At 57.5% G+C, this 23,806-nt stretch carries 21 protein-coding genes and 1 pseudogene; 13 read left to right on the forward strand and 9 right to left on the reverse strand.

Annotation, left to right across the window (positions count from 1 at the left end):
- Positions 1–46: 46 nt before the first annotated feature.
- Positions 47–661 (reverse strand): L,D-transpeptidase, encoded by a 615-nt coding sequence (locus tag J2X72_RS12765; RefSeq protein WP_405044703.1) that lies wholly within the window; start codon positions 659–661, stop codon positions 47–49.
- Positions 662–826: 165 nt separating this feature from the next.
- On the opposite strand from J2X72_RS12765, the gene J2X72_RS12770 reads away from it, so the two are divergent.
- Complete coding sequence (locus J2X72_RS12770) at positions 827–1,729, forward strand: LysR family transcriptional regulator (protein ID WP_310072457.1); 903 nt, start codon at positions 827–829, stop codon at positions 1,727–1,729.
- 71 nt (positions 1,730–1,800) lie between these two features.
- Positions 1,801–2,160: pseudogene (locus tag J2X72_RS12775) on the forward strand (SDR family NAD(P)-dependent oxidoreductase); the annotation flags it as partial.
- A 102-nt stretch (positions 2,161–2,262) separates the two neighbouring features.
- Here the strand turns inward: J2X72_RS12775 and arr are convergent.
- Positions 2,263–2,685 (reverse strand): NAD(+)--rifampin ADP-ribosyltransferase, encoded by a 423-nt coding sequence (gene arr, locus J2X72_RS12780; RefSeq protein ID WP_310072459.1) that lies wholly within the window; start codon positions 2,683–2,685, stop codon positions 2,263–2,265.
- A 412-nt stretch (positions 2,686–3,097) separates the two neighbouring features.
- Here arr and J2X72_RS12785 point away from each other — a divergent pair, with 412 nt between their 5' ends.
- Positions 3,098–3,775: a glutathione S-transferase family protein gene (locus tag J2X72_RS12785; RefSeq protein ID WP_310072461.1), complete on the forward strand. Its 678-nt coding sequence runs from the start codon at positions 3,098–3,100 to the stop codon at positions 3,773–3,775.
- A 291-nt stretch (positions 3,776–4,066) separates the two neighbouring features.
- On the opposite strand, the gene J2X72_RS12790 is transcribed toward J2X72_RS12785, so the two are convergent.
- Positions 4,067–4,837 (reverse strand): alpha/beta hydrolase, encoded by a 771-nt coding sequence (locus J2X72_RS12790; RefSeq protein ID WP_310072463.1) that lies wholly within the window; start codon positions 4,835–4,837, stop codon positions 4,067–4,069.
- A 194-nt stretch (positions 4,838–5,031) separates the two neighbouring features.
- On the opposite strand from J2X72_RS12790, the gene J2X72_RS12795 reads away from it, so the two are divergent.
- The 5 genes from J2X72_RS12795 to J2X72_RS12815 all read left to right on the forward strand — a co-directional run bounded on the left by J2X72_RS12795 (position 5,032) and on the right by J2X72_RS12815 (position 10,538).
- Positions 5,032–5,994 carry an AraC family transcriptional regulator gene (locus J2X72_RS12795; protein WP_310072465.1) on the forward strand — a complete coding sequence of 321 codons (963 nt, stop codon included), beginning with the start codon at positions 5,032–5,034 and terminating at the stop codon, positions 5,992–5,994.
- A gap of 720 nt (positions 5,995–6,714) precedes the next feature.
- Positions 6,715–7,716, forward strand: coding sequence for a LacI family DNA-binding transcriptional regulator (locus tag J2X72_RS12800; protein WP_310072467.1), 1,002 nt, complete (start codon positions 6,715–6,717; stop codon positions 7,714–7,716).
- A 190-nt stretch (positions 7,717–7,906) separates the two neighbouring features.
- A complete protein-coding gene (locus tag J2X72_RS12805) occupies positions 7,907–8,941 on the forward strand; it encodes a sterol desaturase family protein (RefSeq protein ID WP_310072469.1) in 1,035 nt (344 codons plus the stop codon).
- On the forward strand, positions 8,938–9,249 hold the full coding sequence (locus J2X72_RS12810; protein ID WP_210001886.1) for a MocE family 2Fe-2S type ferredoxin: 312 nt from the start codon (positions 8,938–8,940) through the stop codon (positions 9,247–9,249). The genes J2X72_RS12805 and J2X72_RS12810 overlap by 4 nt, the downstream gene beginning before the upstream one ends.
- Before the next feature lie 83 nt (positions 9,250–9,332).
- Entirely contained in the window at positions 9,333–10,538 is a 1,206-nt protein-coding gene (locus J2X72_RS12815) for an FAD-dependent oxidoreductase (protein WP_310072472.1), read from the forward strand.
- Between the two features lie 290 nt (positions 10,539–10,828).
- Here J2X72_RS12815 and J2X72_RS12820 read toward each other — a convergent pair whose 3' ends face one another.
- From J2X72_RS12820 to J2X72_RS12830, 3 genes are all read right to left on the reverse strand, one after another.
- Positions 10,829–11,812: an ABC transporter permease gene (locus J2X72_RS12820; RefSeq protein WP_310072474.1), complete on the reverse strand. Its 984-nt coding sequence runs from the start codon at positions 11,810–11,812 to the stop codon at positions 10,829–10,831.
- 24 nt (positions 11,813–11,836) lie between these two features.
- Positions 11,837–13,378 carry a sugar ABC transporter ATP-binding protein gene (locus J2X72_RS12825; RefSeq protein WP_310073029.1) on the reverse strand — a complete coding sequence of 514 codons (1,542 nt, stop codon included), beginning with the start codon at positions 13,376–13,378 and terminating at the stop codon, positions 11,837–11,839.
- A gap of 78 nt (positions 13,379–13,456) precedes the next feature.
- Positions 13,457–14,416, reverse strand: a complete 960-nt coding sequence (locus J2X72_RS12830) for a sugar-binding protein (protein ID WP_210001889.1) — start codon at positions 14,414–14,416, stop codon at positions 13,457–13,459.
- A 364-nt stretch (positions 14,417–14,780) separates the two neighbouring features.
- Between J2X72_RS12830 and J2X72_RS12835 the strand changes: the two genes are divergently transcribed.
- Positions 14,781–15,698 (forward strand): NADP-dependent oxidoreductase, encoded by a 918-nt coding sequence (locus J2X72_RS12835; RefSeq protein WP_310072477.1) that lies wholly within the window; start codon positions 14,781–14,783, stop codon positions 15,696–15,698.
- 170 nt (positions 15,699–15,868) lie between these two features.
- The gene (locus tag J2X72_RS12840) at positions 15,869–16,807 is read left to right on the forward strand and encodes an adenylate/guanylate cyclase domain-containing protein (RefSeq protein ID WP_310072480.1); all 939 of its coding nucleotides are present in this window, start codon (positions 15,869–15,871) and stop codon (positions 16,805–16,807) included.
- Positions 16,808–17,018: 211 nt separating this feature from the next.
- Here J2X72_RS12840 and J2X72_RS12845 read toward each other — a convergent pair whose 3' ends face one another.
- Positions 17,019–17,540, reverse strand: a complete 522-nt coding sequence (locus J2X72_RS12845; RefSeq protein WP_210001892.1) for a hypothetical protein — start codon at positions 17,538–17,540, stop codon at positions 17,019–17,021.
- A gap of 233 nt (positions 17,541–17,773) precedes the next feature.
- Here J2X72_RS12845 and J2X72_RS12850 point away from each other — a divergent pair, with 233 nt between their 5' ends.
- Together J2X72_RS12850 and chrA are read left to right on the forward strand one after the other, a co-directional pair.
- A complete protein-coding gene (locus J2X72_RS12850; protein ID WP_310072484.1) occupies positions 17,774–18,592 on the forward strand; it encodes a sulfurtransferase/chromate resistance protein in 819 nt (272 codons plus the stop codon).
- Positions 18,592–20,001, forward strand: a complete 1,410-nt coding sequence (gene chrA / locus J2X72_RS12855) for a chromate efflux transporter (RefSeq protein WP_405044718.1) — start codon at positions 18,592–18,594, stop codon at positions 19,999–20,001. Before J2X72_RS12850 ends, chrA begins: the two co-directional genes overlap by 1 nt.
- A gap of 42 nt (positions 20,002–20,043) precedes the next feature.
- Here the strand turns inward: chrA and J2X72_RS12860 are convergent, their stop codons facing one another.
- Positions 20,044–20,814, reverse strand: coding sequence for a pyrroline-5-carboxylate reductase (locus tag J2X72_RS12860; RefSeq protein ID WP_310072488.1), 771 nt, complete (start codon positions 20,812–20,814; stop codon positions 20,044–20,046).
- Positions 20,815–21,021: 207 nt separating this feature from the next.
- Between J2X72_RS12860 and J2X72_RS12865 the strand changes: the two genes are divergently transcribed.
- Entirely contained in the window at positions 21,022–21,396 is a 375-nt protein-coding gene (locus J2X72_RS12865) for a hypothetical protein (RefSeq protein WP_210001896.1), read from the forward strand.
- A gap of 12 nt (positions 21,397–21,408) precedes the next feature.
- Here the strand turns inward: J2X72_RS12865 and J2X72_RS12870 are convergent, their stop codons facing one another.
- Positions 21,409–23,805, reverse strand: a complete 2,397-nt coding sequence (locus tag J2X72_RS12870; protein ID WP_310072490.1) for a glycosyl hydrolase family 28-related protein — start codon at positions 23,803–23,805, stop codon at positions 21,409–21,411.
- Between the last annotated feature and the right edge of the window lies 1 nt (position 23,806).

Genomic DNA, 23,806 nt, shown 5'->3' on the forward strand with positions numbered 1-23,806 from the left:
TTAATCCTGAAGCATATCCTGGCAGCGGCGAGTATGATCAGCGGGTTCAACTGGTCGCAACGGCCATTGTCGGCAAGACCACCGCTTTCGTACCGACGGGAACTCGGTTGTAGAGGTCCATGATGTCCTGATTCAGGAGCCGGATGCAGCCGGATGACACTTTGGTTCCGATGGTCCACGGCTCGACCGTGCCGTGAAGGCGGTAGTAGGTGTCCCGGTTTTCCCGGTAGAGATAAAGCGCACGTGGGCCGAGAGGGTTTCCCGCACCGCCGGGAAGGCCCTCCTTCAGCGGACCATAGCGTTCCGGATCGCGGGCGATCATGTCAGGCGTGGGTCGCCAACGTGGCCATTCAGCCTTGCGTGCAATTATACCTTCGCCCTGGAAGTTGAAGGCCTCGATCTTGCCGACGCCAACGCCGTACCGCATCGCCTTGCCGTTCTCCAGGACGAGGTAGCAAAACTTTTCGTCAGGATCGACGACGATCGTGCCGGGCTTCTCGTTCGTCTGGTAGGCGACCTGTTGCCGGTAGAAGCGTGGCTTCACTTTAGTCAGGTCGATCGCAGGAACTGGGAAGGGCTCGGTGTCGATTGCCGCATACATCGTCAGATAGTACGGATCGTCGGAAGGTGACTTCAGCGTCATTTCCAGAGGCCGTTGCATCGCGCAGCCTCCCAGTACCATTGGCAATCCAACAACAAACGAACGCCTGCTTATCGACATTTTTACTTCAGTCCCGCGATAGATAAATGTGGGAGCCATAAAGCCCGTGGCGCGGACCGCGTCTTTCCGTTATGGTGTGATGGATCCTATAACCAGAGGATATAAATGGACGTCAATCTCGCCCTTCGAGCCTTTATCAGGACCGTTGAAAAGGGGTCGGTGACAGGTGCGGCACGCGATCTCGGCATTTCGCAGCCGGCGGTGACCAAGCATCTCCGCAACCTCGAACGCCATGTCAACGCGCGGTTGCTGGAGCGCACGACGCGCGCGGTCCGGCCGACCGCGCATGGGTTGAGACTTTATGAAGCGAGCCGTAATGCGCTTGCTTCGATTGAGGCCGCGATGGAGGGAGTTCGCCACGACATGGGCGAGATCGAAGGTGCTCTTCGCATCCATGCCCCATCCTGCATTGGCGCGCAGCATCTTCATGGCATGGTGATGGAGTTCCAGAATGAGCATCCTGCGGTCACGGTCGATCTCGTGCTCGACAACCGCCAGGTCGATTTAATCTATGAGAATTTCGATCTCGCCGTTCAGTACGGCAAGCCGGAACAACAGGAGCTGATCATTCGCCGGTTCGGATCGATCCGGCGCATTCTCGTCGCCGCGCCGGACTTTCTGAAACGAACCGGGCCGATCGACAGTTTGGATCGCTTGTCGCAAGTGGACATGGTCACCACCACGACAATCCTGTCGCCGCGAGATACGCTCACACTATGCAGAGAGGGGGCCATTTCCGAGATTTCCGTTCGCCCATCGCTCAGAACCAACAACGCGCAGGTGATAATAAACAGCCTGAAGTCAGGGCATGGTGCAGGCCCTGTCCAGGTAATCCTGGTATCGGAAGAGCTCGCGGACGGCCGCCTGGTGCGCATATTGCCGGAATACGAGGTCAGGCCGACGGACGCATACTTGACCTATCCATCGACGAGATTCATGCGCCCTGTTGTGCGAGCCTTTACCGATTTTGTGGTTCCGAAATTGCGCAATGTCGAAGGCATTGACTGAGTACTTGACATAGCTTCCCTTCGGCCAAAGGCTGTCCGTTCGCAACGCGCCTCAGGTGCGCGGCCCATCGGCGCAAGGCGCTCGCCATTCAAGCAGATAGCGCCGACCCCGCTGTAGTGAAGCGCGCTGTTAAAGAAACGGTCGGGGGCCTCGATATTCTCGTCAACAGCGTCGGCATTGCCCGCTATATTATCCACGCACATCTTGGGAAGGCGGTCGCATTATCACCGTAGGGTCGAACCCCGCTGAACGCGCCCCGTTTCCCGGCCTTGCCGGATACTCGCTGACCAAGTCCGCGCCGCTCGGACTGACACGCCACCTTGCTCGCGAACTCGGGCCGCAGGACATCACGGTAAACCTGGTACAGCCGGGAACCGATCGACACCGACATGAACCCAGCAAACGGTGAATTGGCCAAGACGGCTCGCGCCCCAAAAGCGGCCATTACGGATGTCGGTGATTGGGTGGAAAGCTGGCCGTCTACTATTGGTGATTCGATTGCGCAATGAGCCCAAGATGCATGTCGCCTCGCATCAGTTGATGATTTCTCCTCGTTCGTCTGAGCGCAATGCGATCAAACGCTCCCTCCACCCGTGTAGTGCTTCGGGCGTCAATCTGGTCCAATGCGTGATTTCGCCGATGACCTTGAGCGGTGCGCTGCTGCGATACGATCGCGTGGGGTTGCCGGGAAATTTCTTGTCGGTCACGTTCGGGTCGTTCTCGAATGTCCCAGTCGGCTCTACGACGTAGACACGCGGGACTGCGCCGCCTTCGATGAGTTCAGCCGCGATTTCAGCGGCAAGCCCGGCACCGTCCACAGTGGCAGTGAAGTAGATGTGATTCATCACCACTTCAGGACGATAGTTCGACCGGTATCCTGCGATGAGGAACTCACCCACGCGCAAATCCGCAACTGTGCCGTGAAAGAAGGGTCCCTTGTCGAGCACTTCGGTCATCGTGATCGTCCTCATCTTGTGAGTCTGCATATAGTCGATGAGCTAAGCGGTGCCAACGTCCGAATGCTGTGCAAAAAGATCAAAGAAGCGGTCCTCTCGAGGCAACAAGGCGCTAAACTATTTCGGCATGACGTGCACATTCTCATTAGCGGGCCTCCAATCAGCTGGCGACTTAACTCGTCGTGGCTGGATCGACCTGCCACTTCAACTGCGCCAACTGTTCTGCGTCCCCGGCACGTTCGGCGAAGCACCTCGACTGTTCAGGAAGTAAACGCCAGCTCCAGCCGCCTTAGCGGTCGGCAAACGCACGTATGGGTGTCGTCCGCAACCGCGTATACTAGGATCGCTGGGCAGTCGTCGTCTGCTCAGGATCCGCGCCGGGAACTTGCAGCGATGTAACCGAGGGGACGCCATGTACATTCTTTATGGGGGTGACTTCACCCGCGCACCGCTTGTCCAATGGGTGCTTGGGGAAGGTAAAATAGAATACGAACTTAGAAAAATAGACATTATGAAAGGCGAGCACCGCAGCGCAAAATTCCTCGCTGTAAACCCAGCCGGCTTGGTGCCCGTGCTGATTACTCCTGAGGGCGACGCACTCTATGAGGTGGCCGCTTTGATGCTATATCTGGCGGATCGGCACAAACTCACAGATCTTGCTCCTCAACTGGCGGATCCGGATAGGGGGCTTTTTCTCTCGACGCTTTTCCACATTGCCGGTGACATACAATCCGAGATGAAGCGCTTTCATTTCCCCCACCGCTTCTCATTGAGAAGGGAGGATAACGCAGGGATCCAGGATCTGGCGAGATCGTTCGTCCTCAGCCGCTTGAACGTCATGAATACCAGACTAGCAAAAGGGGGTCCATACGTCCTAGGATCCCGCTTTTCGCTGGCGGATTTCTATCTGAGCTTTTGGACCGCATACCTCGACCGCGCAACCGTTTGCATGCAGTTTCCGTCAATTGCCACCCTCTACGCCTTGGTCCGATCTCGTCCGAGCGCAGCTCGCTACCTCGATGAGACCGAGAGGATGGCGGAGACCTATGCGGAGATGATGAAAAAAAGACCCGGCGGCGTGATCACCTAACCACAGCCGGCGCTAGCATTTTCCAATCGAACGGATGGGCTAGGCGGCGATAGACGAAGCGGATTCCTCTATTCTCGATATAACAGTTGGGCACCGTTTCTAGCGAGACGGGCGTCCTGGTTCGCGGTACCGAACTCAGTCATGTCATCCTCCGGATGCTTGGCATAAAATATCGAGTGGGAGTAGCTGGTGCGGTTTTGACTGGGTCTGACTCGCTCGCGGTCCGAGGCGTTCCGTAGCCCGCACAGCACGCGTGGTGCTCCCGGCACGAAAGTGCCGGGGGCAGTATCGTCACTTCGCGAGTGCGGCCTTTTCAATCACCGCGGCGACTTCCTTCGCGTGGACGACGAGGGAGGCATGGCTACCGGCGACCTCCGTCGTCTGGGCCTTCATCCTGTTGGCGAACATCTTCTGGACCTCGGGTGTGATGACCTTGTCCTTCGTGCTGATCACATAGAACGTCGGCTTGTCCTGCCAAGCTGCCTTATCGACGGGAGCCTCGAACGCCGTGTGGTTCAGCGGGAGCTGATGGCTTGCCAAGGATTCGGCGATCTCCGGAGGAAGGTCCGCAGCGACTGCCGAAGGAAACACTTTGGGATCAATGTAGAGGTCGCCCTTTTCGTCGGGATGAATCGCTGCGGCGCCTTCGGTTGCCGGACCGCTCTTGGCTAAGATCGCCAGAGATTGTCCCACGTCGGGCGCGAACGCGGAGACGTAGACGAGCGCCGAGACGTGGGGATCGTCCCCTGCTTGCGTGATGACCACACCGCCCCAAGAGTGGCCGACGAGAACGGTCTTGCCGTTCTGTTTTGCGAGCGCCTGTTTGGTGGCATCGACGTCCGCTGCGAGGGAGGTGAGCGGGTTTTCGACAAGCGTTACGTTGAAGCCCTTTTTCGTGAGGATATCGGCAACCGGCTTCCAGCTCGTCTGGTCGACGAAAGCGCCATGGACGAGCACGATATTGTGAGCCGCCCCCTTGGGTAGTTGAGCTGATTGGGCGGGGGCGGCAAATGTTGCCCCGGCCATGAGGATGGTGGCGACTGAGAGTAGAAGATTTCGCATTGATTGCTCCTGTTGGGATGACGGACGACGCGTCCGGGGGAAAGGCAGGCGTGTCGGCAAAAGTCGCGGTCTCCCATCTCGCCGCGCGACCTGTTGGCTCGACTTGAGATCAGGTAGTACGTGGAGCATTTGGACGTTAGGCATCAATCGTCCGAATGTTGTGTCTGACCGTCCGTCGTATTAGCATCGGGAGGATGGACATCCTCGCCCAAGTGCTCGATCGCGTCCGCCTCGGTGGGACTTTGCTCTTCCACTTCGAGCTCGGCCATCCATGGAACCTGGCATTGCCAGCGCGTCCCTACGCCCTATTCCATTATCTCAGCGGTGGCTCAGCTACCCTCGCGCTTGATCAGGGACGAGAACTCGACATGACAGCAGGCGACTTTGTCGTCGTCACACGCGGCGAGCCTCACGTGATTTTCTCGGACCGCCGGACAAAGCCGTTACCGATTATGGACCTCGATCGACTGCCCGGACGTCTTGGCGTTGTTCGTCATGGAGGCGACGCGCAGCCGCTCTCGACGATGATCTGTGGCAATTTCACTGTGGAGCGGCCCTCGCGCGGTAGCGTGTTGGAATTACTTCCGCCCCTGCTTCTCCTGAAGCCGACGGAAGACGGTGGATGGCTCGAGGCAATTCTGCAACGCATGGTGAGCGAGTCGGCGCTTGCGCGTCCTGGCCAAGGCGTCGCGCTCTCGCGACTGACAGAAGTGCTCTTCGTTGAGGTGCTGCGAAGCTGGATCAAGTCTCTCGATTCCGGAGAAGGCGGGTGGCTGGGGGCGATGGCGGACCCGCACATAGGACCGGCGCTTCAGTTGATCCACGAGCGACCGGATCAACCCTGGACCCTTGGCGACCTAGGGCGCCGCGTGGGGCTCGGGCGCTCGGCGTTTTCAGCTCGCTTCACCAATCTCGTCGGCCAATCCATGTACCGTTATCTAATCGCACGCCGGATGTCGGAGGCCGCGTTTTTGCTCGAAACAAGCGACGAGGGGATTGCACGGATTGCGACCTGTGTCGGCTACCAGAGCGCGGCCGCGTTTTCGAAGCTGTTCCAGCGACATCATGGCCTATCGCCTGGCCGTTATCGAGCAGTTCGCCGGACTGACGGTGGCCGAAAGCAAGGGGGCGTTCTGCAAGCAGAACTCGCCGATTGAACTCGACCAGCTGGCTTCTGGGAAGTCTGGCGATTGGCGGCGGTGCGGCTTCGGGACGTATGCCCGGTTTTAGTTCACAAATGGCGTCCCCCGAGAGATTGGACTGTCGTCGCGTTTTGGCTTGATCACATTCGCGACAACTGCTTTCGCGAGTTTGCCATTCAGTAGTGGACAGTCTGCTTGCGGCTCCATCTCGGTCATTCAGGTTTCCTGGCCCATAACTGTTCTAGGGACCACTAGGATTCCCCTGCGCCTTGAAAGGATATGAACCGGCTGCCCGATTTATGAGGTTTCCTCTAATGCGGGTCCGAATGAGCCGTTGTCGATCTTCGACGCGCATTGTGAGAACATGGGGGCGATGTAGTGCTGAAAAAGGCATGACGATCGACGGCGATAAACGTTCCTTTGAAAATGCTGATAACAGGCAATATTCCAACAGTTTTAATTGTAGCGCGAATGACTACAATCCCGATCAAAGGCCTGTTGTATCGGGCCTGTTCGATGGCACTTTGCGCCCTCATTCCGGCCATCCAAACTGCCCACTTTAACTCTTAAAGCCGGTCAGTCTGTTATGCGCGCGATCGTTGCGGACTGCGCACCCAGCGGGGGTTGCCGAGAAGGACCCGTGCGACTGGTTATTACTGCGACCACGGGCTACGTTAAATTCAAGCTCGGCGCTGCAGAATGCCGACAACACCCGAAAGCTTCGTGAGAGTACGCATGGGCAGACCGAATTATCAGGATATCGCTGCGTTGGCCGGTGTAGGCACGGCAACAGTCGAACGGGTTTTAAATGGAAGAGGCGGTGTCCGATCGGAGCTTATTGAAAAGGTCACGCTGGCCGCTCGTGCGTTGAATTACCCACGGATCATACCTGATGCTTACCACAAGATGTTGCGCATCGAGGTGCTGATGGTACGTCCTGAGACCACGTTTTATCGGCGCCTGTCCCATGCATTTGAGGCAATCGCAGCAACGCTCGACCCTTTTGTGCTCGTGCATCGAAGCTTTACAGACGAGATGAATCCTTACGAGATTGCAAAGCGAATTCTCTCTATCGACAGCTCTCGCGCTGGCCTCATCCTTGCCGTACCGAATAGTCCCCAGATTAGCGCCGCTGTGGAAGCTGTTGCGAACAGAGGCGTCCCGATAGTCCATGTGGTGACAAGAGCATCGGAAACGATCGGAGAATTTGTCGGGATCGACAACTATGCAGCGGGACGAACGGCAGCGTATTTTATAGCTCGGATGGCACGGCAGTCCGGACCAGTCATCGGACTTTGCCACCCTATTTATCAGGTTCATCGGGAACGTATGCGGGGGTTCTCCGACTACTTTCGCGAGCATTCCACGGGGGTCAACTTCGAATGGATCGGCTTTAGCAGAGACGAAGAGCAGTACAGCAAGGAGTCACTGTCCTATGCCATTGAAAAGTATCCTGATCTTGTCGGAATTTATAACGCGGGCGGCGCCAATTCCGCTCTGATTGAGGTGTTGGGACGAGATCAGCGCGGCCGAGACATCCTCTTTGTCGCCCACGAATTGACGGACTATACCCGCACAGCCCTTCGCGACGGGCTGGTGGATGTCGTTCTTGATCAAGCACCGGAAGCCCAGGCCCAGCGTGCACTTGACCGGATATTATTCCGAATCGGCCTAACAAAGATTCAGCCAGACGAAAAACCCATCCGTTTCATCACCATCACCGCCGAAGGCCTCTGATCTGATCTGATCTGATCTGATCTGATCTGATCAACAAAGTCTTCGATGTTTTGGCCCTCTTGCTGCTACTTAAGGCGCAAGGAGGAGGGCAGGATGTTCATCTGAACAACTGCAAAAAGCGTCATTCGCTCTCCTTCAATAGAAACTTTGTGCGGGCACGGAGAACGTGATTTGCCTCAGGGAGAAGCCAATGGATGATCTCAACTATGGGAAGCGCAACAAGCGCGGCGACTGGGCACCGACGCAGCCAGTTCAATATGCACCCCTGTTTCAATTCCCAACCCGGATCATGGCGATCCTGAAATGGTTGCCCCATTATTTCTTTCCGTGGAACGCGATTTTCGCGGCTTCCGCAGTAGCATATTGGGCCTGGATTATTCCTTCCGTTGAAACCATGCGCACGCTCGGGTTCGGCTGGATCGGTTGGCTGTACGCCGTCAACGCGGTCTGCGTATTCCTGTTTTACGGAGCATTTGAGCTGCATCTGTATGTGCTAAAGCGGCAGGAAAACCGCTTCAAATACAACGGGAAATTTCCGTCCGAGCAGAAAAACCAGGCATTCTGGTTCGAAAATCAGAACAAAGACAATATCCTGCGCACGTTTTTGTCGGGCGTCACGATCTGGACCGCCATCGAAGCCGGAATGCTCTGGGCCTACGCCAATGGTTACGCGCCTTGGTTGACCGTGGCCGAAAACCCGTGGACGCTGGCGCTCGTTGCGCTTGTCGTTCCAATCATCCACGAGTTTCACTTCTTTTGCGTGCACCGGCTGATCCACACCCCGCTTCTCTACAAGTGGGTCCATTCGGTCCATCACAACTCGGCCAACCCGTCGCCATGGTCGTCGCTGTCCATGCACCCCGTCGAGCACTTGCTCTACTTCGGGACGGCATTTTACCACCTCATATTGCCGTCGAACCCCATCCTGATGCTGTATCAGCTTCATTATGCAGGCTTTGGCGCTATCCCCGGTCATGTCGGCTTCGACAAGCTCGAAGTTGGCGGGGACAAGCTGGTCGATAGCCATGCCTATGCGCATTATCTCCACCACAAGTATTTCGAGGTGAACTACGGGGATGCCTTGATCCCGCTCGATAAGTGGTTCGGCACCTGGCATGACGGCTCGCCTGAAGGTGAAGCGCAGATGCAGAAGCGTTATCGCAAGCGGAAAGAGAAGCTGGTGGCACACAAAGCGCGGGGCACGGTCGGGGAGGCTGCGGAATGAGCTGGGTTTCCGCTTGCCAACTCGAGGACATCGAACAAGAGGGTGCCATTCGCTTCGATCACAGCGGACGCTCGTATGCGATCTACCGTGGCCCGGATGACAGCGTTTACTGCACCGCGGGTCTTTGCACTCACGAAGCTGTCCATCTGGCGGACGGCCTGGTGATGGATTTCGAAGTGGAATGTCCCAAGCATTCCGGCGCCTTCGATTATCGCACCGGCGAAGCCATTCGCCTGCCTGCGTGTGCGAATCTGAAAACATATCCGGCCGAGGTGGTCGATGGAGAGGTTCGCGTGGCTTTGGACTAAGGCCGCCGAAACATCAGGCCCTGCGGGCCTGCGGAGCGTACTGGCGCGCTCCCGCGCCAGTCCCTCCGGGAGAGGAGCAAACCATGGGCGGTTTCGTTATTGTCGGAGCAGGGGAAGCGGGAACCAGAGCGGCCTTCGCGCTTCGGGAAACGGGTTATGACAAGCCCATAAAGTTGATCGGCGCTGAAACGCACTTGCCTTATGAGCGCCCACCCCTTTCAAAGCCGTACAACGGCGCCGTAGCGATGAAGGCGATTTGTTCTGCCGAAGCTCTGTTGAATGCGGGCATCACCTACCTTCCCGCCGTGGAAGTTGCGGAGCTCGATGTCGCGGGGCAGGCTGTAATCCTAAGCGACGGCCAGTCGTTGGCTTATGACAAACTTCTCTTAACCACCGGTGGGCGGCCTCGGAAACTGTCATGTCCTGGCGCCGGACGAGCGCTGGAGTTCCGTACCTATGATGATGCGAAGATCATTCTCGACAGCGTAAATGCTAGCCGGAGTGTCGCGATTATCGGAGGTGGTTTGATCGGGATGGAGCTCGCCGCCATGCTGCGTGGCAAAGGCTTGATCGTCAGTATCGTCGAAGCCGCGCCAAAACCGCTCGGCAGAGCGGTGCCTTCGCGTTTTGCCGCGAAGATGCACACGCGCCACGTTGACGAGGGTGTCAACTTTCATCTCGGGGTCGGCATTTCTGAAATTCGTGATAATACCGTCCTTCTAACCAACGGTGCGGAAGTGCCAGCAGATGTTGTTGTTGCCGCTGTCGGCGTCCAGCCTGAGATTTCCCTGGCTGAAAAAGCGGGTCTCGCGACCGGGAACGGGGTCCTGACCAATCCATTCCTGCAGACGAGCGATCGCCATATCTTCGCTGCTGGGGACTGCGCCGCGGTCGAACAGCATGGCGGCGGACATGTTCGGTTCGAGAGCTGGCGCAATGCCAGGAGCCAGGCGCAGACCGCTGCACGAAACATGGCTGGGGCCAATGAAGCGTTTTCGGCCATCCCCTGGTTCTGGACAGATCAGTATGACCTGGGTCTTCAAGTCGCTGGGTTACCGCAGCCGCATCATCAAAGTGTCGTGCGAGCTCTGCCGACCGGCGAGATGGAGTTCTATCTCGACGAGGGAACGTTGGTAGCAGCGGCCGGTCTCGGGATAGGAAACAGCGTTGCCAAGGACATCAAACTCTCGGAGATGTTGATTGCTGCTGCCGTCAGCCCAGACCCGGCCGCTCTGGCCGATGCTGGCGTCAATTTGAAAACCCTGCTTAAAAGCGCGAAAGCTGCATGATGCAGAAGCTGAATGTTTTCCAGTCTCTCTGGGCCATGGAACGGCGCCATAAACCAGAGAGTGATCAGATCGATCCTTGGGTCGAACCCTGTTCCCGCAATGCATCGGCAGTCTAACGCTACCAGAAGGGGGCGATTTGTGAAACCTCGCGCAGAATCCTCCATCTGAGGCTGGCCTTCTAGCGCCAACTTTTTAATCCAGATGTTGCCCCTCATATCAACGCTCCGAAGGGCCAATGACGGCCTATGAACATCGTGCTGCGGCCGAGCCAACCCTGTGTTCAGCGTTTCTCAATTTGATGATATGGACTGCGCCGCCTTGTTTAATCGGCGCTTCGCGCGAAAAATGTCCCACTGCTGATCGACAAGCACGCCAATAAGGATCACCCCTCCCATAACCGCAAAATTGAGCGATGAGGGAATGCCGAGGAGATTGACCAGATTCTGCAATTCTTGCAGCAGTATTGTGCCGAGAATCACGCCGACGATTGACCCTTCGCCGCCGCGCAGCGAAAAGCCTCCGAGGACGGCGGCCGCTATCGCATAGAGTTCATAGAAATTGCCGTGGCTGGCGGGGGAAATCGAGCGCGTATACATCGCAAAGTAGATGGCCGAGAGTGCGGTCAATACACCGCAAATGACATAGGCAGCCATCACCATTCTACCTGTCCTGATTCCGGAATATCTTGCCGCTTCCTCATTCTTGCCGATGGCATAAAGATAGCGTCCGAAAACCGACCGGTGCAGTACGACCCACGTCACGCCCATAATAACGAGAAGGGCTATAAAGCTGTTGGGAATGCCATAGGTGCGCCCGGCCGTAAGGAATTCAAGCGTGGGAAAGTTCTGGCCGAAAGCAAAGCCGGCGGTCCCATCGGCCGTATAGAACCGGGCGATCCCGCGATAAATCAACAAGCCACACAGCGTCACCACGAAGGGCTGGAGCTTCAGCCGCGTGATCAGCCAGCCATGGGCCAAGCCAATGAGCCCGCCGAGAACCAGGATGAGCATGAAAGCCAATGGCCAAGCCATGCCATGGTTTGCAATCAAATCGATGAACAGGACACCGAGGAGCGCGATGAGCGAACCCACCGAGAGTTCGATACCGCCTGTAATGATCACAAACGCTTGTCCTATCGACAGGATACCGAAGAGGCCGATGAGATTGGACGTATTGGCGAGATTGATGGGCAGCAGGAAACGTGGATTGATTGTTGCAACAACGGCTCCCACGACGACGATGAGGATCAGCAAGCCAATATCTTTTTTATTCATCGTGATCTCCAACCCTGATAGACGCTATCGTGGTGACTTGCCCACCGCCAGCAAAAGCACATTCTCCTGATCAAGTTGCTCCTTGGCCAGAATACCGGAAATCCGGCCTTCATGCATAACTGCGACGCGGTCGGAAACACCAATGACTTCCTCCATGTCGCTCGAAATCATGAGGACCGCGACACCCGTGTCGGCGAGCGCCTGCATCAGTCTGTAGATTTCAGCCTTGGCTCCAATGTCGATCCCGCGAGTCGGCTCGTCGAAAATCATGATCTTCGGTTTCATCGCCAGCCATTTGGCCAGCACGACCTTTTGCTGGTTGCCGCCCGACAAGGTGCCGACACGCGTCTTTACCGATGGAGCCTTGATGCCGAGGTTGCTTCTCTGTGCTTCCGCCGTCGTATGTTCGCTGGCGGCTGAAATGAGCAAATTGGCCGAATGCGCCGAAAGATTAGGCAGCGAAATATTCTGTGCGATAGCGAAATCAAGGAGTATGCCAGCCAGCTTTCGATCCTCGGGGACCAGAAAGATGCCAGTCGCCACCGCATCAGCGGACGAAGAAAGCAGAACAGGTTTGCCATCCAGATGGAGCTCTCCGCCAAGGCTCCTGTCTATGCCGAAGACGACGCGGGCGAATTCGGTCCTGCCCGAACCTACAAGTCCCGCCAGCCCGAGGATTTCGCCATGCAGCACGTCCAAATCGACGGTCCGATGAGGGTAGGTAGCTGTGCGAATGCCCCTGGCGGACAGCGCGACTGCACCAGCCTCGCGCTCCGACGTATGTGTACGGGCTTTCAAGGCACGGCCTATCATGAGCTTGACCATCTGGTCGTGATGAATGGCGTCGCGTGCAAGTGTGCCCGCCAGCATTCCATCTCGAAGGACGATAACGCGATCGGCGACGCTCTCGACCTCGTGGAGTCGGTGCGAAATAAAGATAACGCTGATACCTTCTGCCTTCAGACCCTTGATCACACCGAGCAACTTCTCGGTTTCTGCCAAGGGAAGACTTGAGGTGGGTTCGTCCAGGATGACAAGCCTTGCCTTGATCGAAAGCGCTTTGGCGATCTCGACCATTTGCTGCTGGGCCAGCGACAGTTCCGATACGGGGGTGTCGGCCGTAAAATTGGCGCCGACCCGTTTGAGCAGCGGTAAAACCATCTCGCGCAGTTTAGCGCGATCCACCAGCTTCAAAGGGCCGCCGTGCAGCGGCTCTCTGCCAAGGAAGATGTTGGCGGCAACGTCCAGATTTTCAAACAGGTTCAGTTCCTGATGTACGAAGGCAATTCCGGACTGGAGGCTGTTTTCGACAGTAAGACGGTCATGATCGACGCCGTCGATCCTGATAAGACCCCGGTCCGGGGCCGCCACACCGCCCAGAATTTTCATCAGCGTTGATTTGCCGGCGCCATTTTCGCCGACAAGGCCGATGACCTCGCCAGGTCTGATCTCGATGGAAAAGCCATCCAGCGCCACAACACCGGGATAGGTCTTTCGCACGTCATGCAGGCTGAGGAAGGCCGCCTGATGACGTGCGTCAGAAGAAGTATCGATTGTGCCCGGCATGGATTCGGCGTGATTAACGCCATCTGTTGCGGTAAAACCATTGCCAGTCATCGCGTCGAGCTCTTGTTCGAAAACAGCCTAGTTGCCAGCCATCTTTTTCAGATTGGCAGCGTACGCGTCGACATCGTCTTTGCCGACAATCACAGTCTTGATGATCAGCAATTTGTTGTCCGGAATGCTCGACTTGTCACCCTTAAGGTAAGCGGCCATCATTTTCATGCCCTGATAGGCCCATTCGAACGGCTGCTGCACGACAGTAGCGGCGACAGTGCCTTCCTTGACGCCGCCCAACGTAATCGGATCGTCATCAAACCCAACAACGGTGATCTGCCCCAACTTGCCTGCATCGCGCAGAGCCTCGTAGATGCGAGGTGTATTATAAGAGTAAAAGCCGACCATGCAGTTGACATCCGGGCTGGCCACCAGAGCGTCCTCGACGTTCTTCTTGGCGCGCGTCTGGTCAATATCGTCTCCGCGAACATCGACCAGTTCAATTTTGGTGCCTGCGAGACCATCCTTCATACCCTGGATGCGTTCCTTGGCATTGTCAGCGCCGAGCAGGCCGACAAATCCGAGGCACTTGCCCCCGTTGGGCATGGCTTTTTTGGCGATCTCGGCAGCCTGTTTGCCTGCATCGACGTTGGACGAACCGATATAGGCGATGCGATTGGTCTGAGGCGCATCGCTATCCGTAGTGAAGAGGGCAGTCTCGGACGCGATCTTGTTGAGACCATCGGTGGACGTCTTCGGATCTACGGCCGACACCATGATGCCCTTGACGCCGGCTGTGACGAGATCATCCATCAGACGTTGCTGGATGGCCACCGAGGACTGCTCGGGATATTTCAGCTCCAAGTTGTAGTCAGGCAATTCGGCCTGCGCCTTCTTGACGCCCGCCTCGGCAGCTTTCCAGAAATCGGAGGCCCCATTCACCACGAAAGCCAGCGTTGGCTTGTCGGCGGCATAGGCCATCGTTGGCATTGACGCGCTAAACATCAACGCAGCGCAAAGTGCGGCAATAGATATTGCGGATTTCATGTCTAACCTCCCATTTGGCTCAACGCAGTCGTTGATCCGAGTTTGCAACCGGTGATCGAAGCCGGGCCACCTCCTATGGCTACCGGCAAAGGGTGAAAGGCATTCCACCATTCAGCCTCAAGACTTTAATGAGCCGGTTCTGAATAGTAAATAGAATTATCATATAGTATTATCAATGCATTGAATTTGAAGGGCGAAGGCAGGGATTCGTGGCGGGCAACGTGCGCAAGCAAGCGATGCCACGAACCGGCCTCGGTGCGCCGGCAATGTGATCGTGCAGCCTCCAGGCGGAGCGGGTTGACATCACCCGGAACCGGGTAACAACATTTCCACCAAAGCGACAAATAGCGAGGAGGAAATTATCATGAAGGCAATCGTTGTGACGGACGAGGCCGCGGGAATGGCCGGGATGAAGCTGGTGGAGCGTCCCGAACCGCAGGCAGCGATAAACGACGTTGTCGTTCAGATTAATGCGTCGGGATTCGTTCCGACTGAGCTGACGTGGCCTTCGACCTGGACCGATCGAGGCGACCGCAATCGGACACCGTCGATCCTTGGCCATGAGCTCGCTGGAGTGGTGACGGCCCTCGGCTACGGCACGACGGGGCTGTCGGTAGGGCAGCGCGTGTTCGGGCTTGCCGACTGGTATCGCGACGGCACCTTGGCCGAGTATGTGGCGATCGAGGCTCGCAACCTTGCGCCGCTGCCCGGCGACGTCGACTTCACGATCGGCGCTAGCCTGCCAATTTCGGGACTGACCGCATGGCAAGGGCTGCTACAGCACGGCCGCCTCCAGACGGGACAAAGCGTCCTCGCGCACGGCGCGGCAGGCGCCGTTGGTTCAATGGTGACGCAGCTCGCACGTGAAGCCGGCGCCTACGTGATCGGCACCGGGCGCGCCGCCGACCGTCAGAAGGCGCTCGACTTCGGCGCGAACGAGTTCGTCGACCTCGAGAATGACGCACTGGAAGACGTTGGCGGAGTCGATCTGGTGTTGGATGTGATCGGCGGTGACATCCAGAAGCGGTCCGCCGGCCTGATTCGGGCCGGTGGAATACTGGTGTCCATCGTCGGCCCGGCCGAAGCGCGGCCAGTCGATGGCCTGGCGATCGATTTCGTTGTCGAGTCCGATCGTGCCCAACTGAGCGAGATCGTCCAGCGCGTGCGGGACGGCCGGCTGCGGACGAACATCGGCAAGGTTGCGACCCTCGACGATGCGGTCGCCATTTTCAACGCGGCCGAGCGGCGCACGGGGAAAACGGTCATCCGGGCTCGTCCGTGAGCAAACGGCGAGGGACGTGTACAATCATCGCCTCAGAGACTCGACACGGCGGCAAGTCCTACGCACGCAACCTAACTCTTTCCAGGTCCGGCTCCAGCGGATAATGTTCCCTACGACGACGGGTATCTTTGCGGCCCCTGCGGGGTATTGAGCTGGGAGAGTACAACGCCATGACCGGAACGCGCCGCAAGCTGACGACGATCTTCTCCGCGGATGTTCAGGATTATACGCGCTTGATGCGTACCGATGAGGAAGGAACTCTCGACACCCTGAAAGAATACCGCGATGCCATGTCAAGGTTGATCGAAAGCCATGGTGGCAGGGTCGTCAACACCTGGGGCGATGGACTGATCGCTGAATTCGCAAGCGTGGTCGAGGCGGTGCGCGCAGCACTCGATGTGCAGAACGAGCTTGCGGGCTATAATGCCGACCGCCCCGACGACACGCGCATGTTGTTTCGTATCGGTATCAATCTTGGCGATGTTATCGCCGAAGGTGACGACATTTACGGCGATGGTGTGAATGTGGCTGCTCGCCTGCAAGCATCGGCATCGGCTGGGGGCATCGTCATATCCAACACGGTGTACGACCACGTGCGCAACAAGGTTGCGGTGGGTTTCGAATGCTTGGGACAGCTGCCCGTCAAGAACATAGAGGGTGGCGTGCTCAGCTATGCTATCAGGATCGGGGAAGATAGTGTCCGTTCTCCGCAACAGGAGCCCTTTCCGGCCAAGGGCGCGTCCGGTGAAAAGACCGTTGAACTCACCGACACCCGCAGCGCCGGCTCCGGCGTGATACCAAAGTGGCGAAACTACGGGGTATTGGGTGCAATTTCAGCCGGTATACTCGCCATCAACCTGCTGGCGTGGGATGGTGAGTTCTGGGCGCCGTGGCCAATCCTCGCTTTAGCCATCGTTGCCGCACTCTCATGGATGCGTACCGCCCGACAGGTTGATCACGTTCTGGCCGTCCTCACGATCATTGGGTTTACCCTCATCTGCATCAATCTCCTTTCCTGGCAGGGCACTTTCTGGGCCGCTTGGCCATTGCTTGCCATGGCTGTCCTCGGCAGTATCCGATGGTTTACGCGCCGGCGCGCGGAACCCTAGAGCCTTTCATGCCTGCATGACAGGCTCCAGGGCAAGCGTCGAGGCCCGAACCTCCGGTGATCTTCGGCAGGATTTACTATTTCTCCGCCCACGGTGGATGATACGGTACAAAGGGCTTGCCATCATTGTGCAGGCAACCAGCGAGCAGCAACCCGATGATAGCCAAGGTGAGTAGGGACCTGAGAGACATCGCATTTGCTCCGGCACGCTGTTAGCGTGCGTCGCGCTTGGCCTGTGCTACTTGCGCAGCCGCGCGCTGCCGGCCGCGTTCCATTGGCCGGATAAGACTGTTTACCTTGGTGTTGGGATTCGAACGCATGCCTTGATGTGCATGCCGCGTGTTGAATTCATTGCCTTTTGTCGGCGCTTGCTGCTTCAGGGCCAGCACATTGCGTGCGTTTTCGATCAGCGTCATGCTGGCTGCCAGGCGGCGACGTCGATCCACTTCAGTGTTCAGCCGGCGCATTGTCATCGCGAGAACGGCGACCTTCAGCTGAGATCCATCATCCCGGGCGGAAACCGTGCTGCCCTTCGGGGCGGCCTTGCCGCGCATTTCGCGGCGGCGGCGGTTGGCCTCCGTTTGCGCCTTGTCACGCTGCTGACGTGCAAGCTTCACCAGGTTGGACAGGTCGGCATCATTCATCTCCTGCAGCGCAGGATGGTGAGACTTCTCCACCAAAATTCTCTCTTCTGCGTTCAGGGCTCGCAGTTCTTCCTTGCGTGAGATGGCCATGTTGTGTCCTCTCCGTAGAAGTTGTCGCCCGATTTTCTTATGAATCACGAATGGGGTCAAGGCTGGCGCCGGCATCTGCCCAGCTGACACCTGCGGCGACTGGGCAGGGAACCACCGCAGAGGATGACTTGACAGGGACCAGCCACATGACATTATGTTGCGCTATGGGGTTGCGATCACCCCACAAGGCGTCAGCCGAAGTATCGCGTCCAAACAACAACGGAGGACGCGTCATGACTTCACTTCTCGAAATTTCTTCTGAAAAACTCTATCGTTTGGTTGGCACCCCTGGTTGCCCTATCCTTGTCGACGTCCGCACCAGCGAGGACTTTGACGCTGATCCACGCCTGATCCCCGCATCAATAAGGCGCAGCCATGCCAACGTTCAAGAATGGCTCAACCATGTGGCAGGGCATGCGGTTGTCGTGATTTGCCAACGGGGACGAAAGCTAAGTCACGGCGTGGCGGCATGGCTTCGCCAGGCGAGGGTCGACGCCAATGTTCTCGAGGGCGGGATCGAAGCATGGCTGGCATCCGGCCTGCCGGCGATCCCGGTTTCGAAATTACCCGCTCGCGATAGCGCGGGGCGTACGGTCTGGGTGACACGAGCGCGACCGAAGATCGATCGAATCGCCTGTCCATGGCTGATCAAGCGCTTCGTCGATCGGGATGCCGTCTTTTTGTTCGTTCCCCCCACTGATGTCGAGGCAGTGGCAGAACGCTTCAACGCGGCACCATACGACATTGAGGGCGTTTTCTGGACCCACCGCGGTGACCGGTGCACCTTCGATGTGATGGTCGAAGAATTAGGCTTGTCGTCAGAGCCGTTACTGCGATTGGCGACAATCGTCAGAGGGGCAGATACAGCGCGACTTGATCTCGCCCCTGAAGCTCCTGGGCTTCTGGCAGCATCCCTTGGATTGTCGCGCATGTTCGCGGATGACCATGAGCAGCTGAACGCCGGTCTCGGACTCTACGACGCCTTCTATCGCTGGAGCAGAGATGCGACCGATGAGAAACACAATTGGCCGTCCACGAAGCGGACCGCATGATGACAGACACCATCGGCAAATCCAGCGCAATCACCGATGAGCGAGAGCATGAACATGGCATCTCCTTCTCGGATGCCGTGAAGGTCTGGGCAAGGGTCGCCGCTCTCAGTTTTGGCGGTCCTGCCGGTCAGATCGCGGTTATGCATCGGATCGTGGTCGACGAGAAGCGGTGGATCGGAGAGCATCGGTTTCTCCATGCGTTGAATTACTGCATGCTTTTGCCGGGGCCGGAAGCACAACAGCTTGCAATCTACATCGGATGGCTTTTGCACAGGACGGCGGGAGGCCTTGTCGCCGGGATCCTGTTCGTTTTACCCGGTTTCCTCGCAATCCTTGGCCTCAGCTACATCTATGTCGCCTTCGGCAGCGTCGATGTTATTGAAGGATTGTTCTTCGGGCTAAAAGCTGCAGTGCTGGCAGTGGTTTTTCAGGCGGTGTTTCGGATCGGCGGAAGGGCTCTGAAGAACAAGGCTATGGTCGCAATTGCGGCGTCCGCCTTCGTGGGGATCTTCTTCCTTCATGTCCCGTTTCCAGTGATCATCTTGATCGCCGGTGCGATCGGCTATATGGGCGGACGCATCGGATCACCGTTGTTTCAGCTCGGTGGAGGCCATAAGTCCGGAGCAAGCGCGGTGTTGGAAGACAGACATTCGGCGCTTGGCGAAATCACCCCGCGTCACGCGCGGCCCAACCTTGTCTGGTCGCTGAAGATCTCAGGCATCTTGCTTGCGCTTTGGCTGGTGCCTGTCGCACTCATTGTCGCCTTTCTTGGCTTCGACAGCGTGTTTTCCAAGATTGCGATCTTCTTCAGCCAGATGGCATTGGTAACATTTGGCGGGGCCTACGCCGTGCTTGCATATGTCGCGCAGGAAGCGGTCCAGCACTATGGTTGGCTCAAGCCAGGCGAGATGCTCGACGGCTTGGGGATGGCCGAGACGACACCGGGTCCGCTGATCATGGTTGTCCAGTTCGTTGGCTTCATGGGCGCCTTTCGCGATCCGGGCTCCCTAAATCCAATGGTCGCAGCAACATTCGGAGCAGTGTTGACGACATGGGTGACCTTCATCCCATGCTTTCTGTGGATATTCCTTGGCGCACCGTTCGTCGAGAGCTTGCGCGGCAACAAAGCGCTGACAGGTGCGATGTCTGCAATCACTGCTGCAGTCGTTGGCGTTATTTTAAACTTGGCAATCTGGTTCGGTCTGCACGTGCTGTTTGCAGACGTTGAAACCTTCAGTGTTGGATGGTTCTCGCTTGATATTCCAGTCTTCCGGTCGATAAATTTTGCGTCGCTGCTTTTGACTGCTGCGGCTGTACTCGCATTGTTTCGATTTCGTGTATCCGTCATCTTTACACTCATCGGCTGCGCTATGGCCGGTATGGCTTGGACGCTGATGACACGCTTCTGATGACAGCACGGCAAGCCAGATCGCATTGCCGTGCCCGCCTAGTCACTTCTGTTCGATACGCTTCAGCACGGAGTCGAGGGCAAGCGTCAACGCCTTCGTTCCACCATTCTCCTTGAACTCGGTGAAGACCTGCTCATTCAGACCGCCCTTTGTCGAAAACTCGGAGGCCATTGTCTCGAACGACTGTTCATTGGATGCGTCCGTTACATGGGAGAGACCGCCGAACAGCCCTTTTAAATAGATGCTCGCCTGATCATAGGGCATGCCCTCGGCTTCGAGCCAACGGGCACTTGTTTCCAGCAGACCGAAATATGTGGCCATCAGCGCGCTCGCGGCGCCAAAAAGATCGTATTGCTTGAGGTCTTCTGCCTGCACCGCAGTCCCGAGCGAAGAGAACAAGTCAGCGATCCGATCATTGGGCGGATAGATTGCCGTTGCTCCGCGCAATTCGGCGACGAATGGCAGGGGGATTGTCCTGGTGATGGTTACGGGTACCCCAATCCAACTGCTAAGCGACTCGATCGGTACAGCGGCAATAAAGCTCACCACCTGCTGGTGCTCCCGGAATTTGAGCTCTTTTACCACTTCCTCGGCGATTTGCGGCCTTACGGCAAGAAACACGATATCGGCGCTCTCCACGACATCCTGATTGTCACGACCCACGCGCACGCTCGGAAACATTTCCGCCAATCGCGCCGCAACGTCCTGACCGCGAGGGGAGACGACGATAGTTTCAATGTCGGACCTCGACTTCATCAAGCCAGTGATAACGGCCTCGGTAATGGCACCCGTTCCTACAAAACCTAATTTCATTGTTCCCCGCAAAATCTTGGCGTCTCCGTGTAGCATAAATCAAGCAACTCGCCGAGCCATGCAAAGCCGGCCGGGACTGTGCATCTCCCTCAACACTATGATCAGCTTGCAAGCGGTGGAATATGGGCGCTTCCTGTTATGTGCTGCGCCTTGATCGTTTGACATTATCAGGCACGACCAAAATTCGTAACGACGAAGGGGGACCCGATGAAGCTTTCAGGATTTCTAGGACACGCGCCGATGACGCTTGCGGTGCTGATGATGGTGACCGGCCCGATGATGGTATCGTCCGCGGATGCCGCCCGGCGAACGGTTGCTGGCTGCGGTCCGCGTGGATGTGCCGCCGTGTCGACGGTTCACAGAGGCGCCGTCGTCCGTCCGCCGGTCCGGCGCGGGGTCGTTGTCGTCAATCCGCGTCGTTATTGGCGGCCGGGCGGAGCGATTGCGGCAGGCGCCGCGATCGGCTTCGTTGCAGGGGCCTCGGCGGTCGCCATTGCAGGATCGCCGCCCCGGTCCGGTTATTGCTGGTATTACACCAACCCCGCCAGGACGACCGGATTCTGGGACGTTTGCCCGCGCTGACTCTCGCCTGATCTAATTCTTGGCCGGGCCCTTGTTGCCCGATTCGAAGTCCGTCCATGTCGAGCCGATGTTCAACCAGGTGTTCTTCGGTTGCAGCGTCTTGAATCCGACGCTGCCCGGGCCCAATGCTGCGCCTCGTTCGAAGACGTTCTTGTAGAGGATCGTGTTGTATTTGCGCGAACTGTAGAGCGGCGGCGTTTTGAAGCTTCCGGTGTAGGTCCACATGAGTTGGAAAGCGTCGATGAAGCCGAATTTCAGATTGGCGAACCGGTTTCCTTCAAAAACCGTTCCGTTGTAATCGGCCCCGTTATAACCCCAGGATTCAAATTCAACGCCGATATGCGCGAGCCTGTTGAAGGTGTTCTTGCGGTAGACATTGCCGAGACCGCCCCACACACCCGCAACGCCTGAATCGGTAAAGGTCGTGCCGACATAAAGCCCGCTATTGCTGTCGCTGACCGTGTTGTTGGAATATTGCAGGAAATACGGGCTGAGGCCGTTGGCCGAGCTCAAGGCGACAGTCATCATGCCATGGCGCATTTGCGAGATAGTGTTCCGGTCGACAACTGCGTCATAGACATTGCCGTAGAGCAGGACGGCGGTGGAGTCGGAATCATGCTTGAAATAGCTTGGGCGGCCCTGGAAAGTGTTGTTGTAAATCGCCACCTGCGAAGCCGCTGCCGCAAGGGCGAACCGGCTTGAGCCATCTGGGACGACATTCCAGGCTTTGTCCAAGGTCGCGGTGTTGTCGTTGACCGATACGATACGCCGATGCTGGCCAGCGCCTCTCCCGCCGACGATGACGAGATCCTGGCCTCCAGCCTTGTCGGAGGCCGCGAGTGACGAGAAGCTGACCGTGTTCGCCGTGGCTGCCTTGAATCCGTCCTTCAGGTCGCTGCCGACCATCTCGAAACATATTTGTTCACCCTTGTTGCAGTCGACCTTGTTGCAATTATGCGGGGCGGCCTGGTGTGAGACGTTGTCACCCCAATACATGTTTTCCATGCTGCCGGCGTGGCCTTGGGCCACAAAGAACCGGCCGATGCCGTGTCCGTCGTCACGGTTCTCGTCAGCATTGGCGAGATCGTTACCCACCATCGAAAACTCGCGTCCGCCCCAAAGCGCAACCACTGATTCGCCATATCCCGTCATGCGAAAGCGATTGTTGGTCATGAAGATCTGGCGGCTGCTGCCGTAGAACGATCCATTCTCGATCAACTCGGAGCTGTCGATATACAGGCCCGATGCGTCGTGCGCTTCAAGCGCAGGTGCGCCCCAGGCTTTCAACCGCATGGCTTGCAGGCGCAGGTTCTCGACGCCGGGGATCCACAGCAGCGGGGCTGTACCGGTATTGCCATTGGCATTGAGCGTCAGTTTTTCGAACTGGGCATTGCGGTTCGCGTCGACAATCATGCTGCCGGAAACCTTTTTGCCGAGTCTGATCTCCGTCGCATCCATACCGTCGCCAAGCCAGTGCACGTTATCGGGCGCTCTGAGCACCGAATCGATGCGATAGGTTCCGGCCGGAAAGTGTATGGTAGCGGGCGCAACGCTTGCTGCCGCCGTCAATGCCGCCTCTATAGCGGCGGTGTCATCGGTCACACCATCGCCCTTTGCGCCAAAACTCCTCACGTCGATCATCTTCTGATCTTGCCGGGCCCATGGAGTTTGAGCGGCGATGGCCAGGTTCAACGGACCGCTCCAGCCGAACCGACCTCCATGACCATTGTGGACCCAAACTTCGTAACTCCCCTGAGGGAGCTTCGGCACCTTGAAGTCGACCTTGAAGGGATTGACTGAAACCGGTGTCACATACTGCCCGGCATCATTGGCGGCCTTGATGTAGATGAACGATGTTGATGTGCCGTTGGACTTGGCCAGATTGCGCCCATAGACCGAAATCGCTGCTCCTGGAACAGCATTGTCAGGTCCGAGCCACCAGCTTTCCGTGCGGTTGATGGCAAAGGCCTTGCCGCCCGCGTCATCGCGCTTCGGCCGGATCAGATACATTGACCAGGCGGGCAGGGAATCGGGCAACAGGACGGTCGCAGCGGTATCGTCTGCACGCAGTGGCGGGGTCGAGATCACCGACCCTTCCGGGCTGGACGGCGGTTGCGAAAAGACATCGAAGCTGGTCGCTCCATCCAGCTCGACGCCGGTCATCGAGACGATTTCGTCGTGGTCCGCAGTTCTCGATATTTCGGCGATGGCCGGCGCAGACGGACTTGACCGGAAAACCGGCGGATCGAAGGCGTCCACACCCTGGGGCAGCTCCGGCTCGGGATTGGGTATGGGAAAGCCGAAATCGCTTGGCTGGGCTTTGTCATCTGCCCTGGATGCCTCCGGCAAAAATGCCGTTCCGACCCACGCTACCACAATCAGGACGAGACATTTCGTAAATCGGCTCATG

Origin of the sequence: Phyllobacterium sp. 1468, assembly GCF_031455525.1 — a bacterium.
Classification (GTDB): Bacteria; Pseudomonadota; Alphaproteobacteria; order Rhizobiales; family Rhizobiaceae; genus Phyllobacterium.